This is a genomic window from Saccharothrix sp. AJ9571 (genome assembly GCF_021725495.1).
In the GTDB taxonomy this organism is placed as follows: Bacteria; Actinomycetota; Actinomycetes; order Mycobacteriales; family Pseudonocardiaceae; genus Amycolatopsis; species Amycolatopsis magusensis.
Window position 1 is genome coordinate 7,646,047 of record NZ_CP091382.1, and the last position, 25,277, is coordinate 7,671,323.

General features: G+C 72.8%; 17 protein-coding genes. 3 read left to right on the forward strand and 14 right to left on the reverse strand.

All coding sequences use genetic code 11. The features are described 5' to 3' along the window. Nucleotides 1–3 precede the first annotated feature (3 nt). The 7 genes from fabG to L3Q67_RS34555 form a co-directional block, all read right to left on the reverse strand. Nucleotides 4–741, reverse strand: coding sequence for a Rossmann-fold NAD(P)-binding domain-containing protein (gene fabG / locus L3Q67_RS34525; RefSeq protein WP_499185600.1), 738 nt, complete (start codon nucleotides 739–741; stop codon nucleotides 4–6). Beyond that, entirely contained in the window at nucleotides 741–1,757 is a 1,017-nt protein-coding gene (locus L3Q67_RS34530; RefSeq protein ID WP_499185601.1) for a beta-ketoacyl-[acyl-carrier-protein] synthase family protein, read from the reverse strand. The genes fabG and L3Q67_RS34530 overlap by 1 nt, the downstream gene beginning before the upstream one ends. Beyond that, the gene (locus tag L3Q67_RS34535) at nucleotides 1,754–2,983 is read right to left on the reverse strand and encodes a beta-ketoacyl-[acyl-carrier-protein] synthase family protein (protein WP_499185602.1); all 1,230 of its coding nucleotides are present in this window, start codon (nucleotides 2,981–2,983) and stop codon (nucleotides 1,754–1,756) included. Before L3Q67_RS34535 ends, L3Q67_RS34530 begins: the two co-directional genes overlap by 4 nt. Further along, a complete protein-coding gene (locus L3Q67_RS34540) occupies nucleotides 2,983–3,294 on the reverse strand; it encodes an acyl carrier protein (protein WP_499185603.1) in 312 nt (103 codons plus the stop codon). The genes L3Q67_RS34535 and L3Q67_RS34540 overlap by 1 nt, the downstream gene beginning before the upstream one ends. After that, a complete protein-coding gene (gene sbnA, locus L3Q67_RS34545) occupies nucleotides 3,291–4,244 on the reverse strand; it encodes a PALP domain-containing protein (RefSeq protein WP_499185604.1) in 954 nt (317 codons plus the stop codon). Before sbnA ends, L3Q67_RS34540 begins: the two co-directional genes overlap by 4 nt. Nucleotides 4,245–4,356: 112 nt before the next feature. Further along, entirely contained in the window at nucleotides 4,357–7,044 is a 2,688-nt protein-coding gene (locus tag L3Q67_RS34550; protein ID WP_499185605.1) for an ATP-binding protein, read from the reverse strand. A gap of 402 nt (nucleotides 7,045–7,446) precedes the next feature. After that, nucleotides 7,447–8,832: a condensation domain-containing protein gene (locus L3Q67_RS34555; RefSeq protein ID WP_499185606.1), complete on the reverse strand. Its 1,386-nt coding sequence runs from the start codon at nucleotides 8,830–8,832 to the stop codon at nucleotides 7,447–7,449. A gap of 96 nt (nucleotides 8,833–8,928) precedes the next feature. Here L3Q67_RS34555 and L3Q67_RS34560 point away from each other — a divergent pair, with 96 nt between their 5' ends. Then, nucleotides 8,929–9,549: a response regulator transcription factor gene (locus L3Q67_RS34560; protein ID WP_499185607.1), complete on the forward strand. Its 621-nt coding sequence runs from the start codon at nucleotides 8,929–8,931 to the stop codon at nucleotides 9,547–9,549. 4 nt (nucleotides 9,550–9,553) lie between these two features. Here the strand turns inward: L3Q67_RS34560 and L3Q67_RS34565 are convergent, their stop codons facing one another. Continuing rightward, entirely contained in the window at nucleotides 9,554–10,954 is a 1,401-nt protein-coding gene (locus L3Q67_RS34565; RefSeq protein ID WP_499185608.1) for an LLM class flavin-dependent oxidoreductase, read from the reverse strand. Here L3Q67_RS34565 and L3Q67_RS34570 point away from each other — a divergent pair. Beyond that, on the forward strand, nucleotides 10,893–11,168 hold the full coding sequence (locus L3Q67_RS34570) for an acyl carrier protein (protein ID WP_499185609.1): 276 nt from the start codon (nucleotides 10,893–10,895) through the stop codon (nucleotides 11,166–11,168). The genes L3Q67_RS34565 and L3Q67_RS34570 overlap by 62 nt on opposite strands. 10 nt (nucleotides 11,169–11,178) lie before the next feature. Further along, entirely contained in the window at nucleotides 11,179–12,186 is a 1,008-nt protein-coding gene (locus L3Q67_RS34575; RefSeq protein WP_499185610.1) for a ketoacyl-ACP synthase III family protein, read from the forward strand. Between the two features lie 270 nt (nucleotides 12,187–12,456). Here the strand turns inward: L3Q67_RS34575 and L3Q67_RS34580 are convergent, their stop codons facing one another. The 6 genes from L3Q67_RS34580 to L3Q67_RS34605 form a co-directional block, all read right to left on the reverse strand. Then, complete coding sequence (locus L3Q67_RS34580; RefSeq protein WP_499185611.1) at nucleotides 12,457–14,232, reverse strand: AMP-binding protein; 1,776 nt, start codon at nucleotides 14,230–14,232, stop codon at nucleotides 12,457–12,459. Beyond that, entirely contained in the window at nucleotides 14,229–15,848 is a 1,620-nt protein-coding gene (locus L3Q67_RS34585; RefSeq protein WP_499185612.1) for an HAL/PAL/TAL family ammonia-lyase, read from the reverse strand. Before L3Q67_RS34585 ends, L3Q67_RS34580 begins: the two co-directional genes overlap by 4 nt. A gap of 274 nt (nucleotides 15,849–16,122) precedes the next feature. Beyond that, nucleotides 16,123–17,019 carry a PucR family transcriptional regulator gene (locus tag L3Q67_RS34590; protein WP_499185613.1) on the reverse strand — a complete coding sequence of 299 codons (897 nt, stop codon included), beginning with the start codon at nucleotides 17,017–17,019 and terminating at the stop codon, nucleotides 16,123–16,125. Nucleotides 17,020–17,313: 294 nt separating this feature from the next. Further along, on the reverse strand, nucleotides 17,314–20,145 hold the full coding sequence (locus L3Q67_RS34595) for an ATP-binding protein (protein WP_499185614.1): 2,832 nt from the start codon (nucleotides 20,143–20,145) through the stop codon (nucleotides 17,314–17,316). Continuing rightward, nucleotides 20,142–22,445, reverse strand: coding sequence for an ATP-binding protein (locus L3Q67_RS34600; RefSeq protein ID WP_499185615.1), 2,304 nt, complete (start codon nucleotides 22,443–22,445; stop codon nucleotides 20,142–20,144). The genes L3Q67_RS34595 and L3Q67_RS34600 overlap by 4 nt, the downstream gene beginning before the upstream one ends. Beyond that, nucleotides 22,442–25,204, reverse strand: coding sequence for a LuxR family transcriptional regulator (locus L3Q67_RS34605; RefSeq protein ID WP_499185616.1), 2,763 nt, complete (start codon nucleotides 25,202–25,204; stop codon nucleotides 22,442–22,444). Before L3Q67_RS34605 ends, L3Q67_RS34600 begins: the two co-directional genes overlap by 4 nt. Nucleotides 25,205–25,277 lie beyond the last annotated feature (73 nt).

Sequence of the window (25,277 nt, forward strand, 5' to 3'; positions counted from 1 at the left end):
CGCTCAGCCGCCGTAGCCGCCGTGGATTTCCAGCACCGACCCGGTGATGTACCCGGCCCGCTCGGAGGCGAGGAAGCCGACGAGTTCGGCGACCTCTTCCGGGCTGCCGGCGCGGCGCAGCGCGATCGAGTCGATCAGGTGGTTGCGAGCCTTCTCCGGCATGGCGTCGGACATGTCGGTGTCGATCAGGCCGGGCGCCACCACGTTCGCGCGGACGCCGAACCGGCCGGCCTCCCTGGCCAGCGACTTGGTGAAGCCGATGATCCCGGCCTTGGAGGCCGCGTAGTTGGTCTGCCCGGCGTTGCCGTAGATGCCGGTCACCGAGGACACCGTGGTGATGGACCCGGCCCGGCGTTTCATCATCGGGAAGGCCACCGCCCGGCAGACGGTGAACACCCCGTCGAGGTTGGTGCGCAGCACGCTGGTCCACTTGTCGTCGGGCATGGTGGCCAGCGGGGTGTCGGCGGTGATGCCCGCGGCGGTGACCGCGGTGGTGACCGGGCCGAGTTCGCGCTCGGTGCGCGAGACCCACTCCCGCACCGCGGCGCCGTCGGTGACGTCGGCACGCATCGCCAGCACCCGGGTGCCCTCTTCACCCAGTTCCTTCTCCAGTTCCGTGGCCGCGCGCTCGTCGGCGCGGTAGCAGAAGCTCACGTCGTAGCCGTCCTGGGCCAGCTGGCGCACGCACGCCCGGCCGATCCCCCTGGCTCCGCCGCTGATGAGGGCCACCCCTGCAGACATCAATTTCCCTTCACTCGCAACAGAATTCCCGCGGCGCTGCCGGCCGGGTCGCCGGAGAGCACCACCACGAGCCGGCCGGGCGGGCCGGGCGCGCACAGGGCGGCCGCCACGGCGAAGGCCGCGGCCGCCGCGCCGGTGTCGCCGATCGATCCGGTGCCGGGCACCCGGTCCAGCGCGGAATCGCCGAACATCGCCGAGGCCACCGCACGTTCGGCGGCCGATCCGGTGGCCGGGACGGCCGCCCAGATGTCGCCCGGTGCCTGAGCCGTCAGCGCGGAAGCTGTGTCACGCAAGGCTTCCGATACGTCACCGGCCAGCACCACGCGGCTGTGCACCGCGACGATCTCGGCCAGACCGGCGCCGGAGTGCGGTTCGACGCGGAAGACCACGCCGCCTTCGCCGAGCACCCCGCCGCCGTTGTGGTGGTTGACCCAGGCCCGTTCGGTCGAGAACTCCTCCACCGCACCGGCCAGCACGCGGTCGGCGCGCCCGGCGGCGAGCAGGCGGTTCGCGTAGGCCAGCGCGAACAGGCCCGCGCCGGGGCCGCCCGCGATGGTGGTGTTCGGCCCGGTCAGGCCGTAGCGGATGGCGCACTGGGCGGCCGCGTAGTTCATCACCGCGGCGGGCAGCACCTTGGTGTCCACCTGGTGGGGTTTCGCGCTGACCAGCGAGTCGCGGGTGATGCTCATCGTGCTGCGCAGGCTGCCCGAGGTGGTGCCCAGCACCAGGCCGGTGCGGTCGTCGGGCCCGGTTTCCGCCCGCTCCGCCAGGTGCCCGACGGTGGCCAGCGCGAACACCGTGGCCCGGTCGGTCGCCCGGCCGACCTTGCCGCCGACCAGCGCCTTCGGGTCGTAGTCCGGGACCAGGCAGGCGGCCGGTCCGGGCACCGCCCAGTCCTCACCGGGGGGCGCGGCGGTGTCGCGACCGGCGCGCACGCCCTCGGCGAAGGCGGCTTCCCCGGCACCGAACGGCGAGACCGCCGACCAGCCGGTGATCACCGGATGAGCCGCCGTCATGACGGAGTCCTCTCGTAGCGGCCCAGCAGCAGCACGGCGTTGTTGCCGCCGAAGGCGAGACCGTTGTTCTGCACCACTCTCAGTTCGGCTTCGACCGCCCGGTTCGGGACGCAGTCGATGCCGCAGGCGGGGTCGGTTTCCCGGTGGTTGATCGTCGGCGGCACGAACCCCTGCTCCAGCGCGATCGTGCAGGCGATCGTGGCGAGCGCGCTGGACGCGCCCATCGCGTGGCCCAGCATCGACTTGAGCGAGATGGTGCGGGGTGGCCGGTCGCCGTAGACGTCGCGGATCGCGTCGCATTCGGTGATGTCGTTGAGCTTGGTGGCGGTGCCGTGCGCGGAGATCAGGTCGACCTCTTCCGGTTTGACCTGCGCGTCGTCCAGCGCCAGCCGCATGCAGCGCGCGACGCTCGAGCGGTCGGGCGCCACCGGGTTGCTGCCGTCGCAGTTGAGGCCGTAGCCCAGCACTTCCGCGTGGATGGTGGCGCCGCGAGCCAGTGCCGTCTCCAGCGGTTCGAGCAGCACGATCCCCGCGCCCTCGCCGTTGAGGATGCCCGCGCGGCCGGTGTCGAACGGACGGCAGGCGTCCGGCGCGACCAGGCCGAGGCGGTGGAAGCTGGCGAAGTTGCGGCGGCTGACCACGTCGGCACCACCGGCGAGCGCGTACTCCGCCGCGCCGCTGCGCACCGCGTCGAAGGCGTCGCCGACGGCGTAGTTGCCCGCGGAGCAGGCCGTGCCGATGGTGTAGGCGTCCACATCGGACAGTCCGAACGCGCCGGCGACGTCGAGCGCCAGCCGTTGCGCGGACAACCGGGAGGTCAGCGCCGGGTCCAGCGCTTCCGGCCCGTCGGTGACCGTGGTGGCCACCAGGCTGTCCAGGTCCTGGGACTGCCCGTCGGTGGTGCCCACCACGACCATGCCCCGGCGCGGCCGCAGCGCTTCCGCGCCGATCCCGGCGTCGGCCAGCGCCATCGCGGTGGCCGACGCGGCGAACCGGCCGGGCCTGCCCACGTGGCCGAGCGGGCCGGAAAGCCAGTCCTCGGCACGGAAACCGGTGACTTCGCAGACCAGTTCCGAAGGGAAGCCCGTGGTGTCGAAGGCGGTCGCCGGACCGGCCCCGGAGCGGCCCGCCCGCAGTCCCGCGGCGAACTCGGCCAGGCCGATGCCGATGCTGGAGACGGCGCCCATGCCGGTGATCACCACCCGGCGGGCGGACACGGCGGTCATCAGGTCGCGCTCACGACCCCGGAAACCGGCTGCGCGGTGGCGACCCCGGTCTCCCAGCCCAGTTCCCCGGCGACGAACTCGTAGACCGTGGCCAGGCTGGTCAGCTGCGACAGGTCCACCTGGTCGATCTCCACGCCGAACCGCTTCTCCAGCGCGGCCAGCAGGTCGATCGCGTTCAGCGAGTCCACGCCGAGGTCCTCGTCGAACAACGTGTGCTCGGCCAGTTCCTCGGGCTCCACCTCGAACGCGTCACAGGCCAGTTCCTTGATCACGGCCTTGCGCTCGGCGATTTCGGCGCTGTCCATGCTCATCCTCGCGCCCCTTCCGTCTCGTAGTTGCTTGCCAGCCACCCGTCGTCGTAGATCGAGTCGAGGTAGCGCTCTCCCAGGTCCGGCGCGATCAGCACACCGGTACCGGACATCGGGTTCCGCGAAAGCCAGTCCAGCGCCCCGGCCAGCACCGTGCCGGTGGAGCCGCCGAACAGGAAGCCGTGCCCGGCCAGCCTGCGGCACATCGCGATCGAGTCCGGCTCGCTCACGTGCACCACGTCGTCGGCGAAGGAGGCGTCGAAGATCGCCGGCGGCGTGCTGGTGCCCAGTCCGGGGATCAGCCGCCGCGACGGCGGCAGCCCGAAGGTCACCGAACCCACCGCGTCCACCGCGATCACCTTGACCGGCAGCTGCTCGTCGCGGATGTAGCGCGCGCAGCCCATCAGCGTGCCGGTGGTGCCCGCGCCGACGAAGAGCACCTCCACGTCCGGGAACTGCTTGAGGATCTCCGGGCCGGTGGTGCGGTAGTGCGCGCCCCAGTTGTCCGGGTTGGCGTACTGGTTCAGCCAGACGTACCGGTCGTCACGGGCGCACAGGGCCCGCACGTGGTCCAGCCGCGCGGTCAGGAAGCCGCCGTCGGCACCCGGTTCGGTGATCAGGTGGACCACCGCGCCGTAGCTCTCCATCAACCGCACCGCCGCCGGGTTGCAGCGGCTGTCGGTGACGCATTCGAACCGGCGGCCCCGCCCGGCGAGGATCATGCTCAGCGCCACCCCGAGGTTGCCCGAGGAGGACTCCACCAGCACCGAATCCGGCCCGAGCGCCGCCGAGCGCTCGGCGGCGGCCACCATTTCCGCGGCCGCCTTCAGCTTGATCGACCCGGCGAAGTTGAACCCCTCGCACTTGAGGTAGAGCGGCTGCCCGACGATGCCGAGCAGATCGACGTAGAGATCGCCGACGTTGAACTGGTGCGGTTCGGTGATCAGTGGCATGACGGCCGCCTTCGCCGAATTCCGGGACGCTGGTGCATAAATTCATCATCTCCCTGCGGGCCGATGCGGAACAATCCGCGAAAATCTGATAAAGGACACGTGTTCCTGCGCTTCACGCGACCTGGAATCGGAGTCCGGTCAGCTCGACCCGGGAATTCACGTCCAATTTCCGGAAAATGCGCCCGAGGTGGGCGTGCACGGTGTGTGGCGAGACGAACATGCGCGCGGCCACCTGCCGGTTGGTCAGCCCCTGCGCCACCAGTTCGGCGACGTCGCGCTCGGTGTCGGTCAGGCTGCCCCAGCCCGAAACCGGGCGTTCGGCGTAGGTCCAGTGCCGTCGCCGCACCCCCGCCGCGCGCAGTTTGCTGCGCACCCGCGCCACGTCGTGCACGGCGCCTGCGGTTTGGTAGGTCTCCAGTGCGGTGTCGAGTTCGCGCACCACCTCGGCCGCGGGCTTGTTTTCGTCGGCGAGCAGGCCGGCGAGATCCTCGGCGGCGGACGCACGCGCCCAGCCGTGACCGTGCGCGGCCACCGCCTCACGCAGCTTGCCCGCCTTGCCCCGGAACAACCCGGCGGCGTGGGCGGCCGCCGCGGCCAGCGGCGCGCACCCCGGGTTGCCGACGGCGAGGTCCGCCGCTTCGGCCACCACGGAACCGGCCAGCCCGGTGTCACCGGCGGCGAGCGCGGTGCGCACCAGCCACCCGGCCGCCGCCGGGTGCAGCAGCAGCGGCGGGCCCGGGCGCTCGGTGCCGAGCAGGAGGAGGACGTCGGCGGGTTCGAGGCGGGCCGAAGCCAGCTGTAGTTCGAGCCAGGTCCGGGTGACGGCGTCGTGGCCGGTCAGTTCGCGGTAGCGCCGGAGGTGCTCGTCGGCTTCACCGAGTTCACCGCGCCGCAGGGCGACTTCGCCGAGCACGGCCTGCGCGCCGGCCATCCCGTCCGCTCCCCTGGCCGCGTCCACCGCGTCGTCGAGCCGACCGGCCCAGAGCGCGATCCGCGCCCGCGTCACCCGCACGGCGGCACCGAGCGGTACGTGACCGGCCTGCCCGATCCGCGCGGCGATGTCCGTCAGCACGGTCCCGGCCTGCTCGAACTCACCCAGCTGCGCCAGGCGGTCGGCCAGCACCAGCGCCGGGTGCGGCAGCGGAACACCCGCCAGCTCCGGCACCGGGCACGCGGCGGCCAGCCGGCTCAGCCGCAGGCTTTCCGCCACCTGCCCGCCGGACCACTCGCGGTCGGCCAGCAGCTGCCGCGCGACCGCGCCGACCGCACCGGCCTGGTCCGCCGACGTTTCGGCGAGGGTCACTCCGGCTTCGGTGCCGGACAGCGCGGCGAGGCGGACCGCGCGGGTTTCCGCGTCGCCGTCCGCGTCCAGCTCCACCGCGGCTTGTGCGCCACGGCCGGTGAGCACCTGGATCGAGGCCTCGATCGTCCGCAGGCGCGCCGCGGCTTCGGGCGGCGGGGACTGCACGAGGGTCGCGGAGATCAGTTCGGTCGCCTCGTCGAAGCGTCCGGTGCGCAGCAGCGCGGCCGCGCGCGTCACGGCCAGGCCCGGCACCTCGGCGTCACCGGCCGAAGTCAGGGCGAGCGCCTTCTCCGCGATCGACGCCGCCGCGGCCGGTTCGGTGTCGACGACGCGTTCGGCCGCGGTCGCCAGCGCCCGCACGGCCTGGGTATCCCCGGGCAGTGCGCCGCTGAGCAGGTGGTCCACCGCCGATTCGCGGGCGTCGAGGCCCCGGCCGAGCAACAGCAGACCGGCCTGGCGGTGCAGTGCGGTGCGCACCGAAGCCGGGATGGTCTCGCCGATCGCCCGCTGGAACAACGCGCAGCGGAAGGAGAGTTCACCGCCTTCGGCCACCGCGGCGCCACCGGTCAGCACGCCGGAGCAGACCACTTCGCGGACCGCGCTGGCGATGCCGGCGGCGGTCCGGCCCAGCAGCTCGGCGACGTCCGCCGCGTGGAAGGTGCGGCCCAGCACGGCGGCGACCTCGAGCACCCCGACCGTGTCGGCGCTGAAGCCGCTGAGCCGGTCGCGGACCGCTTCGATCAGCCGGGCGGGCAGCCGCTCGGTGACCGGCCGCGCCTGTCCGTCGCGCACCCGGACGGCGTCTTCTTCGCGCCAGCCCTCGGCCAGCGCCACCAGCAGTGCCGGATTCCCGCCCGCTTCGGCGATCAGCGCGGCCAGGTCGTCACCGGGCGGGGCGTCGAGCACCTCACCGGCCAGTGCCGCCGCGGCCTCGTCGGACAGCGGGCCGAGCCGCAGGCGCACGGCACCCGCCTCCGCCAGCCGGTCGAACAGGCGAGCCGCCGCGGCGCCGTTGGGCCCCTGTTCGGTGCCGTCGCGCCGGGCCAGCAGCCAGGTGACCGGGCTGTCGCGCAGGTGCCCGGCGAAGGACTGCAGCGCGGCCAGCATCATCGGATCGGCCCACTGCACGTCGTCCAGCACGATCAGCTGCGGCGCGCGGCGGGCGCGGTCCTCGATCTCGCCCAGCAGCCGGGCGGACAGGCGCATCGGGGTGTCGTCGGGCCGCGCCAGCGCCCACACCGTGGCGCCGAGCGCATCGGCCAGCGGGGCCAGCGGGGTCCACTGGGTCAGCTCGTCGGCCCGCGCCGAGCAGGCCACCACGCCGTGTTCCCCGGCAGCGGCCACGGCCTCGGCCAGCAGGCGGCTGCGGCCGGCTCCCGGCTCACCCTCCACCAGCACCACACCGCCCGCGCCACCGCTCAGCGCGGTGAGCGCGCCGGTCAGCGCCGACCACTCACGGTCACGATCGTGCCAGGCTTTCCCGAACTGTTCAGCCATCCTCGTCACCCATTCCGCGTATCAACGACCGAAACGTAAACGCGGTGCGGACGGACCGGCTATCCGCAGGAATCGGAATCCCTTCCACCGAGGTGAATACTGAGGATTTCCACAGTTTTCTCCCAGTCGACCGAAAAGGCGCGCACGACAATCGCCCCGGCCGCCGGAAAGGCGACCGGGGTGCACAAGAAATGTCAAAAAGAGCGATTGGGCGAGCGGTCCGCACGAGAATCCGGACCCGCTTTCCTCCGCTGTTCCCGAGGTTAGGAACCCACCGTGATCAAGTCAACCCAAACCCACACGCTCGCAGGGAACCGGGCCTAATCTCGTGGTGCCGTACCACCCGCACCCGGTGGCGGTGGGCGGACCACACCACCGGGGTTCGGTGGGTGAATCCCGCACTCAGGCGAGGTTGCTGAACGCCAGCAGCCGGGCCCGCTCGTCCGGGTCCACCAGCGGAAACGCGCTGACCGGCTGGTCGGGGTCGGCGATGGCGGCCCGGATCAACGCCACGAAGTGCCGCCCCAGCCGCTCGATCGTGCCGTGGTCGAACAGGTCGGTGTCGTACTTCAGCACCCCGCGCACCGACGCGGCCGAGCGCGTCAGTTCCAGCGTCAGGTCGAACTGGCCCTCCTGCTGCGGCACCTCGAAGCCGGACACGCGCAGGCCGGCGTAGTCGATCTCGAAGCCGTCCTGGGCCGCGGCCAGCGCGAGCAGCGGCTCGGCCGGATTGATCGACATCAGGCTGACCATCACCTGGAGCAACGGCTGCCCGCCCGGCTCCGGCGACCGGTCCAGCGCGCGGGTCAGCAGCGCGAACGGGTAGTCGACGTGCGCCATGCCCTGCGCGATCCGCGCGTTCGCCTCCACGACCATCGAGCGGAAGGTGGCGTCGGTCCCCGGCTGGGCACGCACCGGGATCGAGTTGACGAACGGGCCGATGGCCTGGCGGGCGGTCCGCGGCCGGGTGTCGGCCACGCAGCCGATCAGGAAGTCCGGCTGGCCGCCGTAGCGGTGCAGCAGCGCCTGGAACAGGCCGAACAGGTACTTCAGCGGCATCACCCCGCAGGCGCGGGCCGCCGGAACCAGTGCCTTCACCACGTCCGGCGGCAGGTGGAACACGTGCGAGGCGCCGATCAGGCGCTGTGCGCCGGTCCGGGGCCGGTCGACGGGCAGGTCCAGGGACACCGGTGCGCCGGCGCAGGTGGCACGCCAGAACTCGGCGAGTTCCGCGGCTCGCGGTGATTCGAGCAGTTCCCGCTCGGCGGCGACGAAATCGGCGTAGGTCCCGGCGACCGGTTCCCACTCCGGCTCACGGCCCGCGAGCAGTGCCGCGTAGCCGTCCAGCAGTTCGCGCAGGATGGTGGCTTCGGAGATGAAGTCCGTCGAAATGTGGTGCGCCACCAGGACGAGAACCGACTCGGCGGGCCCGCGGCGGAACAGGGTGAGGCGCGCGGGCCCGGTCCGCGACAGGTCGAACGGCCGGGCCACCTCCGCGCGCACGAGCCCCGGCAGATCGTCGGCGGGCTCGACTTCCACACTGCGCAACCGGAAAAGTCCGGGGCTGCCGACGATCCGCCGCGGTCCGCGGTCGGTGGCGGCGAACAACGAATGCAGCAGCTCGTGCCGCGTGCCGATCGCCTGGGCGGCACGGGAGAGAACGGCTTCGTCCAGTTTTCCCCGCAGCCGCAGGGCGTAAGCGATGTTGTAGGCCGCGCTGTCCGGCACGATGTGGTGGATGAACCACAACGCTTCCTGAGCGGTGGACAGGGGTTCCGGCTCGGTCATGGGTGAACCTCCGTAGCAGAGTGAGCGATGTGGCCGCACCCGCCCGGCCATAGCTTGGACCGACGGCTTTCCCTAGCTGCCGGAGGAGAAATCGTGATGAGCACATACCTGACCACCGCGCCGGTGCTGGTGGCCGGTACCTGGCCTGCGGGGGTGTTCGGCCGGATCGGCGCGGTCCCCGAACTGGAACTGACCCGCCTCGGCACCCTTCCCGTCGAAGAGGAAGTGGTGCGCCGGTTGATCGGCCGGGCCGAGGAGCCCTGGCTCCTGCTCGGTGCGGGCATGGAGGACGCGGACCGACTTTGCCTGCTGAGAACGGTGCGGGCGATCACGCCGGGAGTGCGGCTCGCGGTACTGGGACCCGCCGAGAACGCCGGGCGGGTGTCCCGCTGGCTCTCGCTCGGCTGCGACGCGTACCTGTTCGAGGACATCACCGGCGAGGCACTGCTGGGCGTCCTGCGGATCGCCGGGCCCGACCTGGTCATCGTCGACCGGCGCTGCCGCCCGCCCGCGGCCCAGCCGGACGCCGCCAGGCTCACCGACCGCGAGCGGGAGATCCTCGACCTGCTGTGCGCCGGGCAGGGCAACAGCGACATGGCCAAGGTGCTTCGGCTGAGCCGCCGCACCGTGGAGTTCCACCTCACCCGGATCTTCGAGAAGCTGAAGGTCACCAGCCGGACCGAAGCCATCGCGCGGGCCTGGCACGGTGCGGTCTGACGGTTCACTTCTTGACCGGCCGCGCGACCGTCGGCGGGATCCGGTACTCCGGGTCGGACGCGGGCACCTCGGCGCGCCGCGCCATGGCCGCCTCGATCGCCGGGCGCAGCCGGGCTTGTTTCTCCCGCTCCAGCGCCTCGTGCCGCTCGTGGAACTCCGGCATCACCTCGCGCGCGAACAGCTCCATCGACTCGCAGATGTGCTCGTGGCTGGTGCGGCCCGACTGGGCGATCAGCAGGATCTGGTCCACGCCCGCTTCCTCGTACATGCGCAGGTTCTGCTTGATCTGCTCCGGCGTGCCGACCCCGCCGTACGCGCCGTCCATGGCGCCCGAGGCCCAGCCGCCGTTGTCCGGGCTGGAAATGTTGAGGCCGAGTTCCTCGGACAGGTCGGTGTGGCCGGGGGCCAGCGAGCCGATGCCGTAGTAGTAGGCCAGCGACCTGGCGAAGAACCGGTGGCTGTCCAGGCTCCGCGACCGCGCCTGCTTCTCGTCCTCGTGGCAGCTCAGGTACAGGGTCATGGCCACCTGCGGGTTCACCGTGTAGCCGATCGGCACGCAGTCCGGCGAGGTGATGGTGTCGTAGTATTCCGACACCCACTTGTGCGCCTCCTCCGGCTTCGGGAAGGAGAAGGTGAGCGCGCCCAGGCCGTTGGCCGCCGCGGCGGGCAGCGACTCGCGCTTGCTGCAGGCGGTCCACAGTGGAGGGTGCGGGCGCTGCATCGGCTTGGGCACGACGTTGCGCTGCGGCACATTCACGTGCTCACCCGAGAACCCGGGGAACGGCTCCTCGGCGAGCATCTGTGTGACCGCGGTCAGCGCCTCCTTCCACTGCGCGCGTTTGGTGTCCCAGTCGACGCCGAAGCCGCCCAGCTCCACCCGCGTGCCGGACTCGCCGCTGCCGAACTCGACCCGGCCGTTGGACAGCAGGTCGAGCATGCCGATCCGCTCGGCGACCCGCGGCGCGGCGTTGACCTGCTGCGGCAGCACCATCACCCCGTGCCCGAGCCGGATCCGGCTGGTGCGCTGGCTGGCCGCGCCGAGCAGCACCTCGGGCGCCGAGCAGTGGCTGTACTCCTCGAGGAAGTGGTGCTCCACCGCCCACGCGTAGTCGAAACCCAGCCGGTCGGCCAGCTCGATCTGCGCCAGCGTTTCGTGCACAATACGATGCTCGGCCCCGTCGTGCCACGGACGTGGGAGCTGAAGTTCGTAGAAGAGCCCGAATCGCATTGTCTGCCCTTTCGCCGAAATCGGGGATGACTGCGAGCATCCGGTATCCCGGCGGCACCGGCAACTGCGGATTTCCGCAGTTTTGCCGCGCGCCCGCGGCGCACAACATGGGACCATGGAGAAAAGCACACTCGCGGACCCGCGGGAAGCAGAGCACCTGGCCGAGATCGCCGACATCGTCGCCGATCTGCTGTCCACCACCCCGGAGCGAGCGGCGGCCGCCGAGGACCTGCTCGCCGACTTCGGCATCGACTCGCTGGTGCTGATCGAGCTGTTCATCCGGCTCGAACGCCGCTACGCCGTCTCGATCTCCGAGGACAACATCACGGCGGTCACCTCGCTGCGGTCGGTCTACCAGATCGTCGCCGAGCGGGCCGGCTGGCTGGCTTAGGCAGCCCGGCGTGCGTCACGACAACGTCTTCCTGAACGGGATCGGGAGCCACGTGCCACCGGTGGTGGCGGTGGAGGAAGCCATTCAGGCCGGGCGACTCCGCGAGGCGGACCGGGTGAAAATCGGCGCCACCGGCGTGCCGATCAGCCAAACCGAGGAAACGCCGCCGGAAATGGCGGTCCAGGCAGCCGAAAAAGCACTGAAGAACGCCGATTCCTCCCCCGGGGAAATCGGCCTGCTGCTGTTCGGCTGCGTGTGGGATCCCGAGCACGTCGCGCCCGCCGCCCACGTGCACCACCACCTCGGGCTGAACCCGGAGGCCATGGCGTTCGAAATCCGCCAGGGCTGCAACGGCGCGCTGGCGGCCATGGCCACCGCGGCCTGGCACCTGGGTTCGCGGCCGGACGCCCCGCCGGTGCTGGTGACGACCGCCGACCGCTTCCGCGCCCCGGCTTGGGACCGGTACAGCGCCCGCGACGGCTACCTCTGGGGTGACGCCGCGTCCGCGGCGGTGCTGTCCACTCGCGAGGGTCCGATCCGGTTGCTCTCCACGGCTTCCCGGTCGATGTCCGAAGCCGAAGAGGTGGGCCGCCGCTCGCCGATCAGCCTGGGCTCCCCCGCCGATCTGCCCGGAGTCCGCCTGCGGCAGGAATTCCACATGTACAAGCGGCTCGGCCCGCAGCGCGTCCGAAGTGGACTGCAGTCGGCCGTGCGCGAGGTGGTCGAGCGGGCCACCGGTGACGCCGGCACCACGCTCGACGGCATCGCGCGGTTCCTCGTGCCGAACATGGGCGCACAGTGGCGCAAGTGGGCGCTGCTCGAACCGCTGGGGATCAGCGAGGACCAGACCACCTGGACCGAGCACGGCAGGCACCTCGGCCACACCGGTCTCGCCGACCAGCTGCTCGCCCTGGAGTACCTACTGGACCAGGGCGCGCTGAACTCGGGTGACCGGGTCGTACTGGCCTCCTACGCCGTCGGCTTCACCTTCACCGCCGCTGTCGTCGAAATCGCCTGACCACCCCAGCCGGGCCCGCCCCACATCCGGGGGCGGGCCCCTTTCCTGTCCGATGGGTGCCACGAGCGTGGAGTTCAGCTGCCTGAGTGCGGAACTCGGGTGCCTGAACGTGGAACTCGGGTGCCTGAGTGTGGGACTCGGGTGCGTGAACGTGGGACTCGCCCGGGAGGGGGTGCCGGGCGAGTCCCACGTTCGTGCAGCCGAACCCCACGTTCAGAAAGCCGAACTCCACACTCGTGCAGCCGAGTTCCACGTTCACGGCACCTGGAGCTACGGGGCGTGGATGACTCGGGTGCGGTTGGAGGGGGTCTCGTAGAGCAGGGTGACGAGGTTTGAGCGGCATTGCAGTACGGCGCGGCGGTTCAGCTGGCCCTTGTCCGTGATTTCGCCGGCGTCGATGTCCGGGGGTGTGTTCGTCACCACCAGCCGCTCGATGCGTGCGGAGGCGCCGAGACCCTTGTTCAGGTCCGCCAGCACAGCCGCCAGGTGGGACAGCACCGCCGGATCGGTCTCCGGATCAGCGGCCTCGCCGACGATCTCGCGCAAGCGTTCGGCGTGCGGCCAGGCGATCGCGGTCACGCAGGAACGGTTGTCCCCCACCAGGACAGCGTCGGAGAGGATGCCAGCGGCGGACAGCAGGCGGTTGCGCAGCCTGCCCGAGACCACCCAGGTCCCGGTGTCCAGCTTGAAGTCCTCGGCGATCCGGCCGTCGAACACCATGCCACGCCGGGGATCGCCACCCTCGTCGACCAGGCGTACGGCGTCGCCCGAGCGGTAGAAGCCGTCCTCGTCGAGCGCGTCGGCGAGGTCCGCGCCCAGGTATCCGGGCGTGACGGAAGCGCCGCGCACGCGGATCTCCAGGCGGCCGGCGACGGGCGCCAGTTTGATCTCGGTGCCCGGCAGCGGTACCCCGATGCCCCGGTCGGCACCGCCGTAGGTGGACGTGGCCGCGGGCCCGGTTTCCGTTGCTCCCCAGGAAGAAACCACGGGCACGTCACGGCCGGTGGCGCGCCGGGCGATCTCGCGCAGCCGCTGCCGCAGTTCGTCCGGCAGGTCCGCGCCCGCGTACAGGATCATGTCGATCCGGGAGAGCACGTGCGCGGCGAGCGCGGGGTCCGCGGTGAAGCGCTGCGCGAGTTGCGCGTATCCCGCGGGCACGTTCACGCAGACCGTCGGCGGCACCGAGCGCAGCGAATCCACCGTGCGGTCGAATTCGCCGGGTTTCGGGGAACCGTCGTCGATGTAGATGCTCCCGCCGTTGGTCAGGGCGAGGTGCAGGTTGTGGTTGGCGCCGAAGGTGTGGTTCCACGGCAGCCAGTCGGTCAGCGTGGGTGGCCCGGCGGCCAGGAACGGCCAGATCTGGCGCAGCATCTGCTGGTTCGCGCTCAGCATGCCGTGCGTGTTGAGCACGCCCTTGGGCATTCCGGTGGAGCCCGAGGTGAACAGGATCTTCGCCACGGTGTCCGGGGTCAGCGCGGCGAAGGCGTCGTCCACCGCGGCGGTGGGCGTGGTGCCGCGCAGTTCCGCGAGGTTCCGGCCCGGCCCCCGCCCGACAACGGCGTGGGCGCCGACCGCGGCCAGCGCCGCGCCGAACTGGGAGCCGTCCTCCGCGTAGACCAGGCCGGGCTCGACCAGCCCCGAAATGGCCCGCAGCCGGGCGTGATCGGTGGCGCGCAGGGAATACGCGACGCTGGTGGGCACGATCGGCACCCCGGTGAGGTAGCAGGCCAGCGTCAGCGCCAGGTGGTTCAGCGAGTTGCCGGACAACACCATCACCGGAGCGCCCGGGCCCAGGCCGAGATCGAGCAGGGCCTGCCCCAGCGCGGTGGCCTCGGCGAGGGCGTCCCCGTAGGTCAGCTCACGCCAGCCGTCGCCCGCGCGTTCGGCGGCCAGTACCGCGGTGGGGGTGGCCGCGGCCCAGTACCGCAGCGAATGCGCCAGGGTCGGCGGGTACTCCCCCAGCGGCTCGGCGCTGCCGATCACCTGGCTCCCGTCCGGCAGCCGGGTTCTGGTGAGGCGGGCGGTGGCCGCGACCGCGCCGGTCATCGGCTGACGCCTTCGGTGTACAGCTCCACCGCGGCGCGCAGTTCCCCACTGCCGATGAGCGAGGCGACGCGCTCGATGTCGGAGTCCATCGCGCGGTCGCGGTCGAGGAAGTCGCACACCTCACGCACGGCACCGTGGGCCGCGGCGGTGGGCGCGCTGAGCACGTCGTGGCCACGCAGGTCCGCGGCCTGGCACAGGGCGATCAGGTGGATCGCGGTGATCCGCTGCACCAGGTGCACCACCGACCGGGCGTCGCGGGCGGCGATGGTGCCCATGCTGACCTTGTCCTGGTTGTGCGCCTCGGTGGACCGCGAGAACGACGCGGCGGGCATGGTCCACTTGAGCGCCTCGGCGGCCAGCGAGGAGGCCACGATCTGCATGCCCTTGAACCCGTGGAACAGGCCGGCCTCGTAGTCGTCGTCCTCCACCCGCGGGATCAGGTTCGGGGTCAGGCCGTTGTTGAACTTCTCGTCCACCACCAGTTCCAGCTGGCGGTCGAGCAGGTCGCCGACGCTGGCGACGGCGGTCTTCAGCGCGTCCATCGCCTGCGCCACGTGGCCGCCGTAGAAGTTGCCCCCGTTGCGCACCGCGCCGGCGGGCACCTCGAACAGCGGGTTGTCGTTGGCGGAGTTGACCTCCACGGTGAGCCAGTGCCGCGCCCAGTCGCCGGTGTCGCGGAGCACGCCGGTGACGTGCGGGGCGCAGCGGACCGAGTAGGCGTCCTGGATCGGCCGCTCCAGCTCGACGAAATCGGTGTCAGGGCGGCGGACGCCGTCGTCGGCGGTGGTGTCGGCGAACAACGCGGCCCGGATCACCGAGGCGCTGCGCAGCACGCCGTCGTGCGGCTTGGCGTCGAACAGGAATGGCGCGAAGTGCCCGGGGTTGCCCAGCAGCACCTGGCTGGTCATCGCGGTGCACAGGTCGGCGGCGAACGCGAGCTCGGCGGCGTCCTGCAGGGCCAGCACGGCGAAGCCGGACATGAACGAGGTGCCGTTGACCATCGCCAGGCCTTCTTTGGCCTCCAGCTCGAACGGGTTCAGCCCGGCGGCGGTCAGCGCCTCCGCGGCGGAGGTTTCCTCACCGCGGTGCAGCACGCGGCCGTGCCCGGTCAGCGCCGCGGCGAGGTAGCTCAGCGGCACCAGGTCACCGCTGGCGCCCACGGTGCCGCGCTCGGGGATCATCGGCAGCACGTCGGCGTTGATCAGGTCGAGCAGGCCGGAGACCAGCTCCGGGCGCACCCCGGAATGCCCGCGTGCCAGGCAGTTCGCCCGCACGACCATGGTGGCCCGCACCACGTCCGGCTCGGCGTAGGGGCCGACGCCCGCGGACAGGAACCGCACCAGGTTGTCCTGGAGGTCGCTGGTCTTGCGCTTGGACACCTGCCGCCGGTTGCTGTCCCCGAACCCGGAGGTGACGCCGTAGATGGGCGTGCCGGAGTCGATGAGCCGGTGCTTGAGCTCGTTGGACTCGCCGATGCGGCGGGCGGCCTTCTCGTCGAGCGCGACCGCGCGCAGTTCCGGCCGGCGCGCGAGACCGACGATGTCGTCCAGCGTGAGCGTGCGCCCGTCCAGCTGCACCACGCGGAGCTGGGGACGGTGGTCGGTGGGGGTGGCCATGTGTGTGTCCTCTCTGCGGATGTGGCGTGGCCTGGGCGGGGATCAAGCGGTGAGCCACCGCGATCGTCATCACCCATTCCGCGTATCACCGCTCGAAAGGTAAACGCGCTGATGACGGAGCGGCTATCCGCAGGAATCGGAATCGCTTCCACCGAGGTGAACACTGAGGATTTTCACAGTTTCTCCTCAGTCAGCCGGAAATGCGCGCACGAGGAGCACCCCGGCCGCCGAAAGGCGACCGGGGCGATTTCCACCCGTGGGGATCGGGCGGGTCTCAGGCCGAATTGCGCGAGGCGTAAACCGTCATCGCCGCGCCGAGCAGCTGGGCGCCGCGGCCGGTCATCGGGTTGTGCCCGGTGATCTTCTCGATCCGCCGCAGGCGGTAGTCCAGCGTGCTGCGGTGGATGTAGAGGTCCTTGGCCGCGCGGCTGCGGTTGTAGTCGGCGCGGATCAGCACGCCGAGGGTCTCCCGGAGCACCGTGCTGGCCATCAGCGGCCGGATGATCTCCACCAGGTTGTCCGCGACCGCCTCGTGCTGGGACACCGCGTACTCGACCAGGAAGTCGTCCCGGCCGTAGACGCCCGGCTCGCTGCCCGCGGCCTTCGCCAGCTTCAGCACGTCGACCGCTTCCCGGTACCCGTCCGGGATCTTCGCCCGCGTGCGGCCGGCCACCGCGCACCACACGCGGCCCCGCAGCCGCCTGCCCAGTTCCTGCACGATCCGCGAAGTGCGCTCACCGTCGTCGTCCGGGATCAGCGCCACCGCGCCCGACGGGCACGGCGCCACCAGCGTCTCCTGGCCGTACCCGGCCAGCGCGTCGGCGAGTTCGCCCTGGTCGCGCGGCCCGGCCTGCAGCACGGTCACCACGTAGAGCTGCGCGAGCAGCGGTTCGAGGTGCGGTGGCGCGGTGCCGTCGGCGATCAGCCGGGCGGCCAGTTCGGCGGGCGGGTGCACCGCCGCCTCGAGCGGCCCGATGGTGTCCGCCTGTTCCGCCTGCTCCCGCGCCGCGTTTTCCAGCAGCACCCGCAATCGCGCCCGTACCCCGGGCGGCGCCGATTCGGCGAGCGCGCCGATCAATTCGGCCAGCTCACCCGTCGGCGATTCCCCGGCGGGCACCAATTGCAGCGGCCACCCGGTCTTCGCGGCTGTAGCGTGCGCTTGGTTCAGCATCGAATTCGCCTGTTCCCCGTCGGCGGTCACCTACCCGGTGACCGATTTCCGGAATCTCTGCCACTGCTGGGAAGAATACGAAAGCATCGACCGCCCCTTGCCTGGGAAAGTCCCGTCGCCGCGGCACGGCGGCATGTTTCGGTTACATTTCCGAGGCTAGGAACGGTCCGTGGCCAAGTCAACCCAAACCCACACACCCGGGTCGAAGCGGGGCTAATCTCGTGGTGCCGTACCACTGACCGCCCGAGCGGTGGGCAGACCACACCGCCGGGGTACGGTTGGTGAAATCCCGTCCTACCAGTTGCGGGCGCGCAGGGCACCGGCCAGCTCGGTGCGCCGCCGCACCCCCAGCTTGCGGTAGGAGTTCGTCAGGTGCTTCTCCACCGCCCGCACGCTGACCTCCAGCGACCGGGCGATCTCCTGGTTGGTGGCCCCGTCCGCGGCCAGCTCCACCACCCGCCGTTCGGCCCTGGTCAGGGTGCCCGCGCCGGCCCGGCGTTCCCCCACCCGGCGGGCCCAGCGTTCGGCCACCGGATCCCCGCAGTCCGCCGCGACCTCGCGCGCCCTGTTCAGGTGCTCCCCGGCCTCGTCCGGTTCGGTCTCCCGCAGCCGCTGCCCCAGCCGGACCAGCGACCTGGCCAGCTCCGAGCGGTTGGCCGAGGTCTCCAGCACGTCCACGGCGTCGCGCAGCAACGCCAGCCCGGCCGCGCCCGGGGTCAGGTCCCCGGCCACCCTGGTGGCCCGGCCGATCGCGGCCGCGGCCCCCCACTCGTGCGCCCGCAACCGCTCCTGCTCGGCCAGCTCCCGCGCCGCCGCGGTGTCGCCGAGGCGTTTCTGCAGCGTGGCCGCGAACAGCCGCCACGAGAACAGGCCCGGATTGCGCCACCCGGCGCGCTCGAGCTGCCAGCCGATGTCCATGGTGAACGCCAGTGCCGACTCACGATCGCCGTGGAGCGCGGCAGCGGTGCCGCGCAGCAGCCCGAGAACGGCGCTGACCAGCACGTTCGTGCCCTCTTCCGGCGGGTCGGCGAGCAGCCGCCGGATCAGTTCGCCGTCACGGGTGGTCACCGCGGTCAGGGACAGCGGCACCAGCATCGTCGTGCCGGTGCGCGCCCAGTCCGGCGGCGGGCCGGCCAGCATCCGGTGGGCGATCTCGCCCGCCTCGCCCAGCCTGCCCCGGTTGAGCGCGACCAGCGCCCGCTCCGCGTCGATCAGGTCGCGTTCGGTGGTGGTGCCGTTGTCCAGGCACTGCTCGAACGCGCTGTCCAGCCAGGGCGCCAGCTCGCCCACCGAATCAGCGGCGCACAGGGTGTCCACCAGCAGCGGGAGCACGCCGTGCACGTGCGCGGGCGTGGCGGGTTCCCGGCGCAGGATGCGGGCGCCGAGCCCGCCCACCTCGGCGGCGGTCGAACCGGCGACCTTGGTGGTGGCGAACAACAGGACGGTCAGCAGCTCACGCTCGGCGGGGGTGGCCACCGCCGGGTCCGGGCCGAAACCGCGCAGCCGCCACGCCGAGGCCATCAGTTCGGCGGGGTCCGCCGAACCGACGTGACGTGCCCTGGCCTCCAGGTGCAGCGCGAGTTCGCGGTCACCGCCGCTCAGCTCACCGGGTGCGCCCAGCTGCGAGACCACCTCATCCAGCTGGTCACGCACATACGGCGGCGCGTCCGCGAAGAGCGCCGGGGAGAGCCGGACCAGCGCGGCGGCGCGGTCCTGTGGCGAACTCAGCAGGGCGGTGGCCTGTGCCACGTGCCGGACCGAGGCGGCGCGGTCGGCCCCGACCTCGGCGGTCGCCAGCGCGACGTAAGCCGCCGCGCGGTCGTTGTCGTCCAGGGTGTCGTCCAGCAGCAACCGGCGCAGGTACCGGACGGCGTCGTCCGGCGCACCCCGCCGCACCGCCGCGTCGGCGGCGCTGCGCAGGGCTTCGGCGGCCCAGGGCAACCGCACCGACAGCACGCCGAGCAGGCGTTCGGCCACCTGCTCCGCCGGACGGCCGCCCAGGTGCAGCTCCTCGGCCGCCCGCACGTGCGCGCGTTCACGGTCCTCGACGGTCATCGACTCGTCAAGCGCGTCCCGGACCAGCGCGTGCGCGAATCGCGGAGTCCCCGCCTCCAGCAGGCCGAACCGGGTGAGCGTGCGGGAAGCCAGCTCGCAGGCCACCTCGTCGAGTCCGGTCAGGCGCCCGATGAGGTCGAGATCGGCGTGCTCGCCGAGCACGGTGATCGCCTTGGCCACCTCCCACACCGGCTTGGGCTGCGTGCGCAGGCAGGTCAGCAGCCAGTCGCGCAACCGGACCGGCCGGGCCGCGTGCACCCGGGCGCGGTTCGCCGCGACCGGCGCGATCTCCTCGACGGCCAGGTCGTCGAGCACGGCGGTCAGGAACATCGGGTTGCCGCCGGTGACCTCGAGGCAGGCGGCCGAGAACTCCTCGTCGGCCTCGGTCCCGCTCCGCCAGTTGACCAGGCCGAGCACCGCGGCGGCGGAGAGCAGGCGCGGCCGCACGGTGGTGGTGGCGGCCTCGGCGAGCTGGCGGACCAGCGGCTCGTCGGCCAGCACGTCACCGTCGCGGACCGAGCACACCAGCAGGACCGGCAGGTGCTGCACGCGCTGCGCCAGGTGCGCCAGCCACCGCAAAGACGGCTCGTCGGCGTAGTGCACGTCGTCGGCGAGCACCAGCAGCGGACCGCGATCGGCGGAGATGTTGGCCAGCAGCGCGTCGAGCCCGGCGAGCAGCTGGCGGTGCGGGATGTCCCGCCGGATCAGGCCGTTGGCGGGCACGCCGTCCCCGTGCCGGGTGCTGATCCTGGCGGCGGGCCCGGTCAGCCAGCTGTCGCGGACCGGTTCGGCCGCGCCGAACAGCACCGGGTTGAGCAACTGGCCGATCACCCCGCAGGTGAAATCGCGTTCCAGCCGGGCGCCGCCCGCCCGCAGCACGGTCATCCCCTCACGCCGGGCGAGCGGGGGCAGGGCCCGCAGCAGCGCCGACTTGCCCGCCCCCGGCGGCCCGCTGACCAGCAGCACCGACCCCGTGCCGTCCCTGGCGCCGCGGGCGGCCGCCTCGGCGACGGCCAGTTCGCCTTCGCGTTCGAGCAACGGCGGGCGCCGCACGGCGGTCGACCCGGTCATGACGGACTCAGCACGATTTCGCCCAACCCCTTCACCCGGGCCACATAACCGGGTTCGCCCCACCTCTCCGCCAGCGAGCGCTCCTCGAGCACCAGCCTCTTCGCCTCCTCCGGACGGCCACAGGCCTGCTGCGCGATCCCGGCGAGCACCCGCCAGGACAGCAGCACCGGGTTCACCCACTGCCTGGCGAGCATCCGGCGCCCGCTCTCCAGGAACAGTTCGAGCGCGTCCGCCGGAGCGCCGTCGGCCAGGCGCACCAGCCCGGAGGCGAACAGCGCCTGCGCGCCACCCATGCTGTGCTCCACCCCCGGCGGCAGCGGCTCGTCCACGCACCGGCGGGCCTCATCGGGACGGCCGCGCTGCAGGTGCAGGGTCACCGTCAGCGCCCTGGCGTGCCCGGCCACCATCGGGTGCCAGCCCGGTTCGGGCAGTTCCTGCGCCATCCAGTCGAAGTACTGGGCGGCTTCGTCCCAGCGCTCCCGCACCAGCGCCACCGAGCCGCGGGTGAGCATGGCCCACACCGCCGCCGCCCGCATCCCGCGGCGGCGGGCTTCGACCAGCAGCGCGTCGAGGCTCCTCTCCGCCTCCTCCGGCGCGCCACCCAGCATCAGCACCGCGCAGGCGAGCAGTCTGGGGCTGACCGGGTGGTCCGACCGGCCGGGCACGTCGAGCGCGGTCCTGGCCAGCGTCAGCGCCTGGTCCCGGTCCTGGCCGCGGACCGCGAGCAACCAGGCCGCCACGCCCGCGCTCGCCGGGGTGCCCGGCGGTTCGCGGGGCGCCGGCGCCGTGCCGAAGGTGTAGTCGTCGAGTTCCGGGATGGTCTCTTCGGCGAGCCGGCACATCGCGGCCAGCATGCCGCGCTCGTCCTCGGAGATGCTCTTCATCCTGGCCGCGGCGGTGAGCGTGCGGCGGGCCACAGCCGGGCGGCCCTGCGAGACCAGCATGTCCGCCGCGCGCAGGCGCACTTCCGGCGGCACCTGGCTGCCGCCGAGCAGGACCCGCACGAGCCGCCGATCGCTCGCCTCCGGCGCGGTGACCGATTCGACCCCGGCCAGTTCGACCATCAGCCGCGCCTTCTCCGCCTCCGACGCGGGCTCCCGCAACGCGCGTTCCAGCAGCCGGGCCGCGTCCTCGTGGGCGCGCCGGGCGTTCAGCCGCCGGGCTTCGCCGTGAAGCAGCCGTTCGACCCCGGGAGAACCGGCGGGCGCGCTGAGCGCGACCCTGGCCAGGAACGCGGGTTCGGCCCCAGCCCGGAGGCCCAGCGCGAGCACCCGGCGGAACAGCTCGGCCCGCTCTTCGGTCGGCATCCCGGCCAGCACCCGTTCGACGACCACCGGTTCGGTGAACCGGACCGGGTTCGCGGGCCCGCCGTCGTCGGCGAGACCGAGCCGCCGCAGCAGCCCGGCCGCCCTGGCCGCGACCGCGGGCGGCAGGCCGGACACCGCGCAGACCAGCTGCCAGTCGAAATCGTCCCCGCAGACCGCCGCGGTCCTGGCCAGCGCGGCCGGTTCGGGCGCGAGCACCCGCATCACCCGGCCCACCCAGTCGCCCCTGGCCTCGACCGCGCCGGTGGTGAGGTCGGGTGAGCCCGCGTGCAGGGCGGCCCGCACCACCGACGGCACGCCGCGGGTCACCAGCCGCACCTCCGCCGCGGTGTCGAGGTCGGCCGGGTGCTCCCGGCCCAGTGCGAGCAGGCGCCGGATCCCTTCGGTGCTCAGCAGGCCGAGCCGCAGCACGTGCCGCGGGGCCTCGTGCACGGTCGCCTCGGCCCCGAATTCGGCGAGCGATTCGGCGGGCATGCCGAGTTCGTTGACCGCGACCACGACCAGCAGCGGACCCCAGTTCAACCGGCGCAGCATGGCCCGCAGCCAGAACCACGACCGGTCGTCCATCCACTGCGCGTCGTCGAGCACCAGCATCAGCGGGCACTGCCTGGCGGCGGCCACGAAGTCCTCGCAGAGCGCGGCCACCGAGGTCGGCGTCCCGCCGGCGAACGCGGCGGGCAGGCCCGAGGCGAAGGCGCCGACCACGTCGTTGCCCGCGCCCGGATCACCCGGCGCGTGCGGGACCCCGGCCGCGTGCAGCACGCGCACGTCCTCACCGGCGGCAGCCGCCATCGCCTGGCGCAGCAACGCGGTGCGCCCCACGCCCGGCGGGCCGCTGACCTGCACGTACGCCGACCGGCCCGCGGCCAGCCCGGTCACCGCCGAGGTCAGCACCTCGAGTTCGGCCTCCCGATCGACCAGCGGCAACTCCCGGGGCACGAGCCCGGGTACCGCACCCGCGGGGGCTCGGCTCACGCGCCCAGCCCCTCGGACCTCGCCCGCAACGCGGCGGGGAGTTCGTCCCGCAGTCCGATCCGCAGCTTCCGGTACACGCTCGACAGGTGGGTCTCCACCGTGCGCAGGGAGACGAAGAGGCGGTCGGCGATCTCGCGGTTGCTCTCCCCCGCCGCCGCCAGCTCGGCCACGCGCAACTCGCTGCCGCTGAGCGCGCCGAGGCGCCGCGCGTCGAGGAGCGTGTGCATCCGGCCGCCCGCCGAGACCAGCAGTTCCCTGGCGACCGAGCCCAGCGCGAGGTACCCGGACTGGGTGGCCACGTCGATGGCGCGGCGCAGGTGCGCCCGGGCGCCCTTGGTGTCGTCGGCGGCCAGCAGCGCGCGGCCGAACAGGAACTCGGCCCTGGCCTGGCTCAGTGGCGCGGGCGCGGCGGCGAGGCGGTCGGCCGCTTCGGCCAGCACGTCCAGCGAACGGCGTCCCCGCGCGGCCACCCCGGCCGCCAGCAACGCCAGCCCGGCGCTCTCGTCGGTCTGCCAGTCACGCGCGGTCTGCTCGCCGTACTCGGCCAGCCCGGCGGCCTCGTCCTGCCTGCCCAGCTCGGCGAGCAGGCAGGCGGCCTCCAGCCACCACGGCACGAAGACCGGATTGCGCACCCCGGCCTCGGCCAGGCGGTTCCCGCAGTCGAAGAGGATGGCCAGCGCGCTCGCGTGGTCGCCGCGCAGCCGGAGCACCTCGGCCGAGACCAGCACGGCCTGCGGGTACATCCAGCCGAAGTGCGGCCAGCGCGTGCGGACCAGCAGCGCCTCCGCCCGATCCGGCTGCCCCATCTTGACCAGCACCGAGGCCAGCCGCACCGAGGGCACCACCGCCTCGGCGACCATGCCCTCCAGTTCGGCGGCGCCGTGCATGGCGGACTGGGCGTCCGCGGCGGCGTCCGGGAGTTCGCCGAGGCCCTCCAGCACGGTGGCCCGTGCCGCCAGCGCTGTCCGGCTCACCGGTCCGCCCGCGGTCTTGAGCAGGCGGTTCAGCGCGCTCAGCGCCTCGCCCGGTTCACCGGCGTAGGTCAGCGCGGTCGCCGCGGCGATGATCGGCGGCGGGTAACGCGAAGGCAGGCCCTGCACGAGGGCGCGGCGGGCCTGGGCGGCGACCGCGGCGGCGTCCCGGCCGCCGAGCATGGTGGTGTAGGCGGCGAGCCCGCCCTGTACGCGGCTGCCGTGGGAGCTGCCGCCGACCCGTCCCGGTTCCGGTAGCCGGGCCAGCACGTCGGCGGTGGTGGCCTCTTCGCTCAGCCCCACGGTGGTCAGCGCGACCTGGATCCGGCCGCGTAACTCGTCATCGCCCTCGTCGGCCCACCCGCCGCGTTTCGCGTCGAACTCGGTGAGCATGCGGTCCAGCACGTCGAAGGCCTCGGGGGCCCGGCGGGCGGCGAGCGCGGCCGCGCCGAACAGGTGCGCGAGCCGGGCACGGACGCGGACGTCGGAGATGCGGTCGAGGGCCCGGCCGAGGAAGGCCATCGCCGCCGCCGGATCGGTGCCGACCACGGTTTCGGCCAGGCGCACCACCGTTTCCGCGTCGTCCGGCGCCCAGTCCAGCACCCGGGACAGGTACCGCACCGCCGCGTCCGGGTCCACCGCCCGCACCGCGGCGGCCGCCTGGCACAGCACGCGGTGCGTCCACGGCTCCGGCAGCTCGGGCAGGGCCATCAGCAGGTGCGCGACCTTCGCCGCGGGCACGCCCTGATCGGTCAGCACCGCCGCGGCGTGCCGGCGGAGCCGGACCACCACGCCGTCGGGCACCTGGGCGAGCGCGGCGCGGCCGAATTCGGGGTGGGCCACCGCCGCCGACTCCGGCCGCAGGTGCCCGTCCTGGCGCAGGAGTTCCAGCGCGCCGGCGACCAGCGGGCCCGGCAGCGCGCAGAGGACCGGCAGTGCCGCGGGCTCGGGGGCGCCTGCCTCGCTCAGCACGGTCAGCGCCCGGAAGACCGCGGCGACCTCCGGTGGCCGCTGGTCCAGGTACTCGCGTGCCACGCTGGCGAGCAGCCGCTCCCCGGCCGCGACCACCCGCGGCACCGCGGCGGCGTCCGGCCGGACACCGCGCGCGGCCAGTTCGTCCAGCAGGCGGCGCAGCAACCGGGGGTTCCCGGCGGACAGCCGTGCGCACGCCCCGGCGAAACCGCCGTCCGGCACCGCACCGAGCGCCCGCACCACGGCTCGCCGCACGTCCGTTTCCGGCAGCGGCTCCAGTCGCAGGGTCACCGTCTCGTGCTCGGCCGCCAGTCCGGTGACCGGCCCGGTGTCCCCAGCCTGCAGCGCCAGCACCACCAGCAGCGGGCGCCCGGCGGACCGGCGCAGGATGAAGTCCAGCCACTGCAAGGAATCCTCGTCCGCCGCGGCGGCCTCGTCGACCAGGACCACCAGCGGGCCCCGGCTGTACGCCCGCATCACCGGGCACATCAGGTCGCTCAGCAGGGTGAACCGGTCGGTCATCGGCTCGCTCAGCGCCTTGAGTTCTTTGTCGTCGAGCGGCTCGACCAGGTCACGGACGAGGTCGTACGCCTCTCCGGTCTCCCTCGCGACGGCCTGCAGCACGGTGCCTTCGGCGGCCAGCGCCCGGTGGACGGCGTCGAGCAGGCTGGTCTTCCCGGTGCCCGCGCCTCCGCGCAGCAGCACCAGCGAGGGGCCGAGCGGGTCGCGGGCGGCGGCGGTGAGGAAGCCGAGTTCGGCCGCGCGTCCGGTCAGCTCGGGCAGCTGGGCCGCAGTACCGGTACCGCGAGTCGCCACGACAGGCCTCCGTCAACCAACACAAACCAACATCCGGTAACGCAAACGACATTACCGAATACGCAGGCGCGCG

Excerpts from the sequence above, each read along its gene's own strand:
- L3Q67_RS34560 (WP_499185607.1), top strand. The coding sequence starts at position 8,929 with ATGAGCACATACCTGACCACCGCGCCGGTGCTGGTGGCCGGTACCTGG.
- L3Q67_RS34570 (WP_499185609.1), top strand. The coding sequence starts at position 10,893 with ATGGAGAAAAGCACACTCGCGGACCCGCGGGAAGCAGAGCACCTGGCC.
- L3Q67_RS34550 (WP_499185605.1), bottom strand. The coding sequence starts at position 7,044 with ATGGCTGAACAGTTCGGGAAAGCCTGGCACGATCGTGACCGTGAGTGG.
- fabG (WP_499185600.1), bottom strand. The coding sequence starts at position 741 with ATGTCTGCAGGGGTGGCCCTCATCAGCGGCGGAGCCAGGGGGATCGGC.
- L3Q67_RS34555 (WP_499185606.1), bottom strand. The coding sequence starts at position 8,832 with ATGACCGAGCCGGAACCCCTGTCCACCGCTCAGGAAGCGTTGTGGTTC.
- sbnA (WP_499185604.1), bottom strand. The coding sequence starts at position 4,244 with ATGCCACTGATCACCGAACCGCACCAGTTCAACGTCGGCGATCTCTAC.
- L3Q67_RS34565 (WP_499185608.1), bottom strand. The coding sequence starts at position 10,954 with ATGTCGGCGATCTCGGCCAGGTGCTCTGCTTCCCGCGGGTCCGCGAGT.
- L3Q67_RS34580 (WP_499185611.1), bottom strand. The coding sequence starts at position 14,232 with ATGACCGGCGCGGTCGCGGCCACCGCCCGCCTCACCAGAACCCGGCTG.
- L3Q67_RS34540 (WP_499185603.1), bottom strand. The coding sequence starts at position 3,294 with ATGAGCATGGACAGCGCCGAAATCGCCGAGCGCAAGGCCGTGATCAAG.
- L3Q67_RS34530 (WP_499185601.1), bottom strand. The coding sequence starts at position 1,757 with ATGACGGCGGCTCATCCGGTGATCACCGGCTGGTCGGCGGTCTCGCCG.
- L3Q67_RS34535 (WP_499185602.1), bottom strand. The coding sequence starts at position 2,983 with ATGACCGCCGTGTCCGCCCGCCGGGTGGTGATCACCGGCATGGGCGCC.
- L3Q67_RS34585 (WP_499185612.1), bottom strand. The coding sequence starts at position 15,848 with ATGGCCACCCCCACCGACCACCGTCCCCAGCTCCGCGTGGTGCAGCTG.
- L3Q67_RS34590 (WP_499185613.1), bottom strand. The coding sequence starts at position 17,019 with ATGCTGAACCAAGCGCACGCTACAGCCGCGAAGACCGGGTGGCCGCTG.
- L3Q67_RS34595 (WP_499185614.1), bottom strand. The coding sequence starts at position 20,145 with ATGACCGGGTCGACCGCCGTGCGGCGCCCGCCGTTGCTCGAACGCGAA.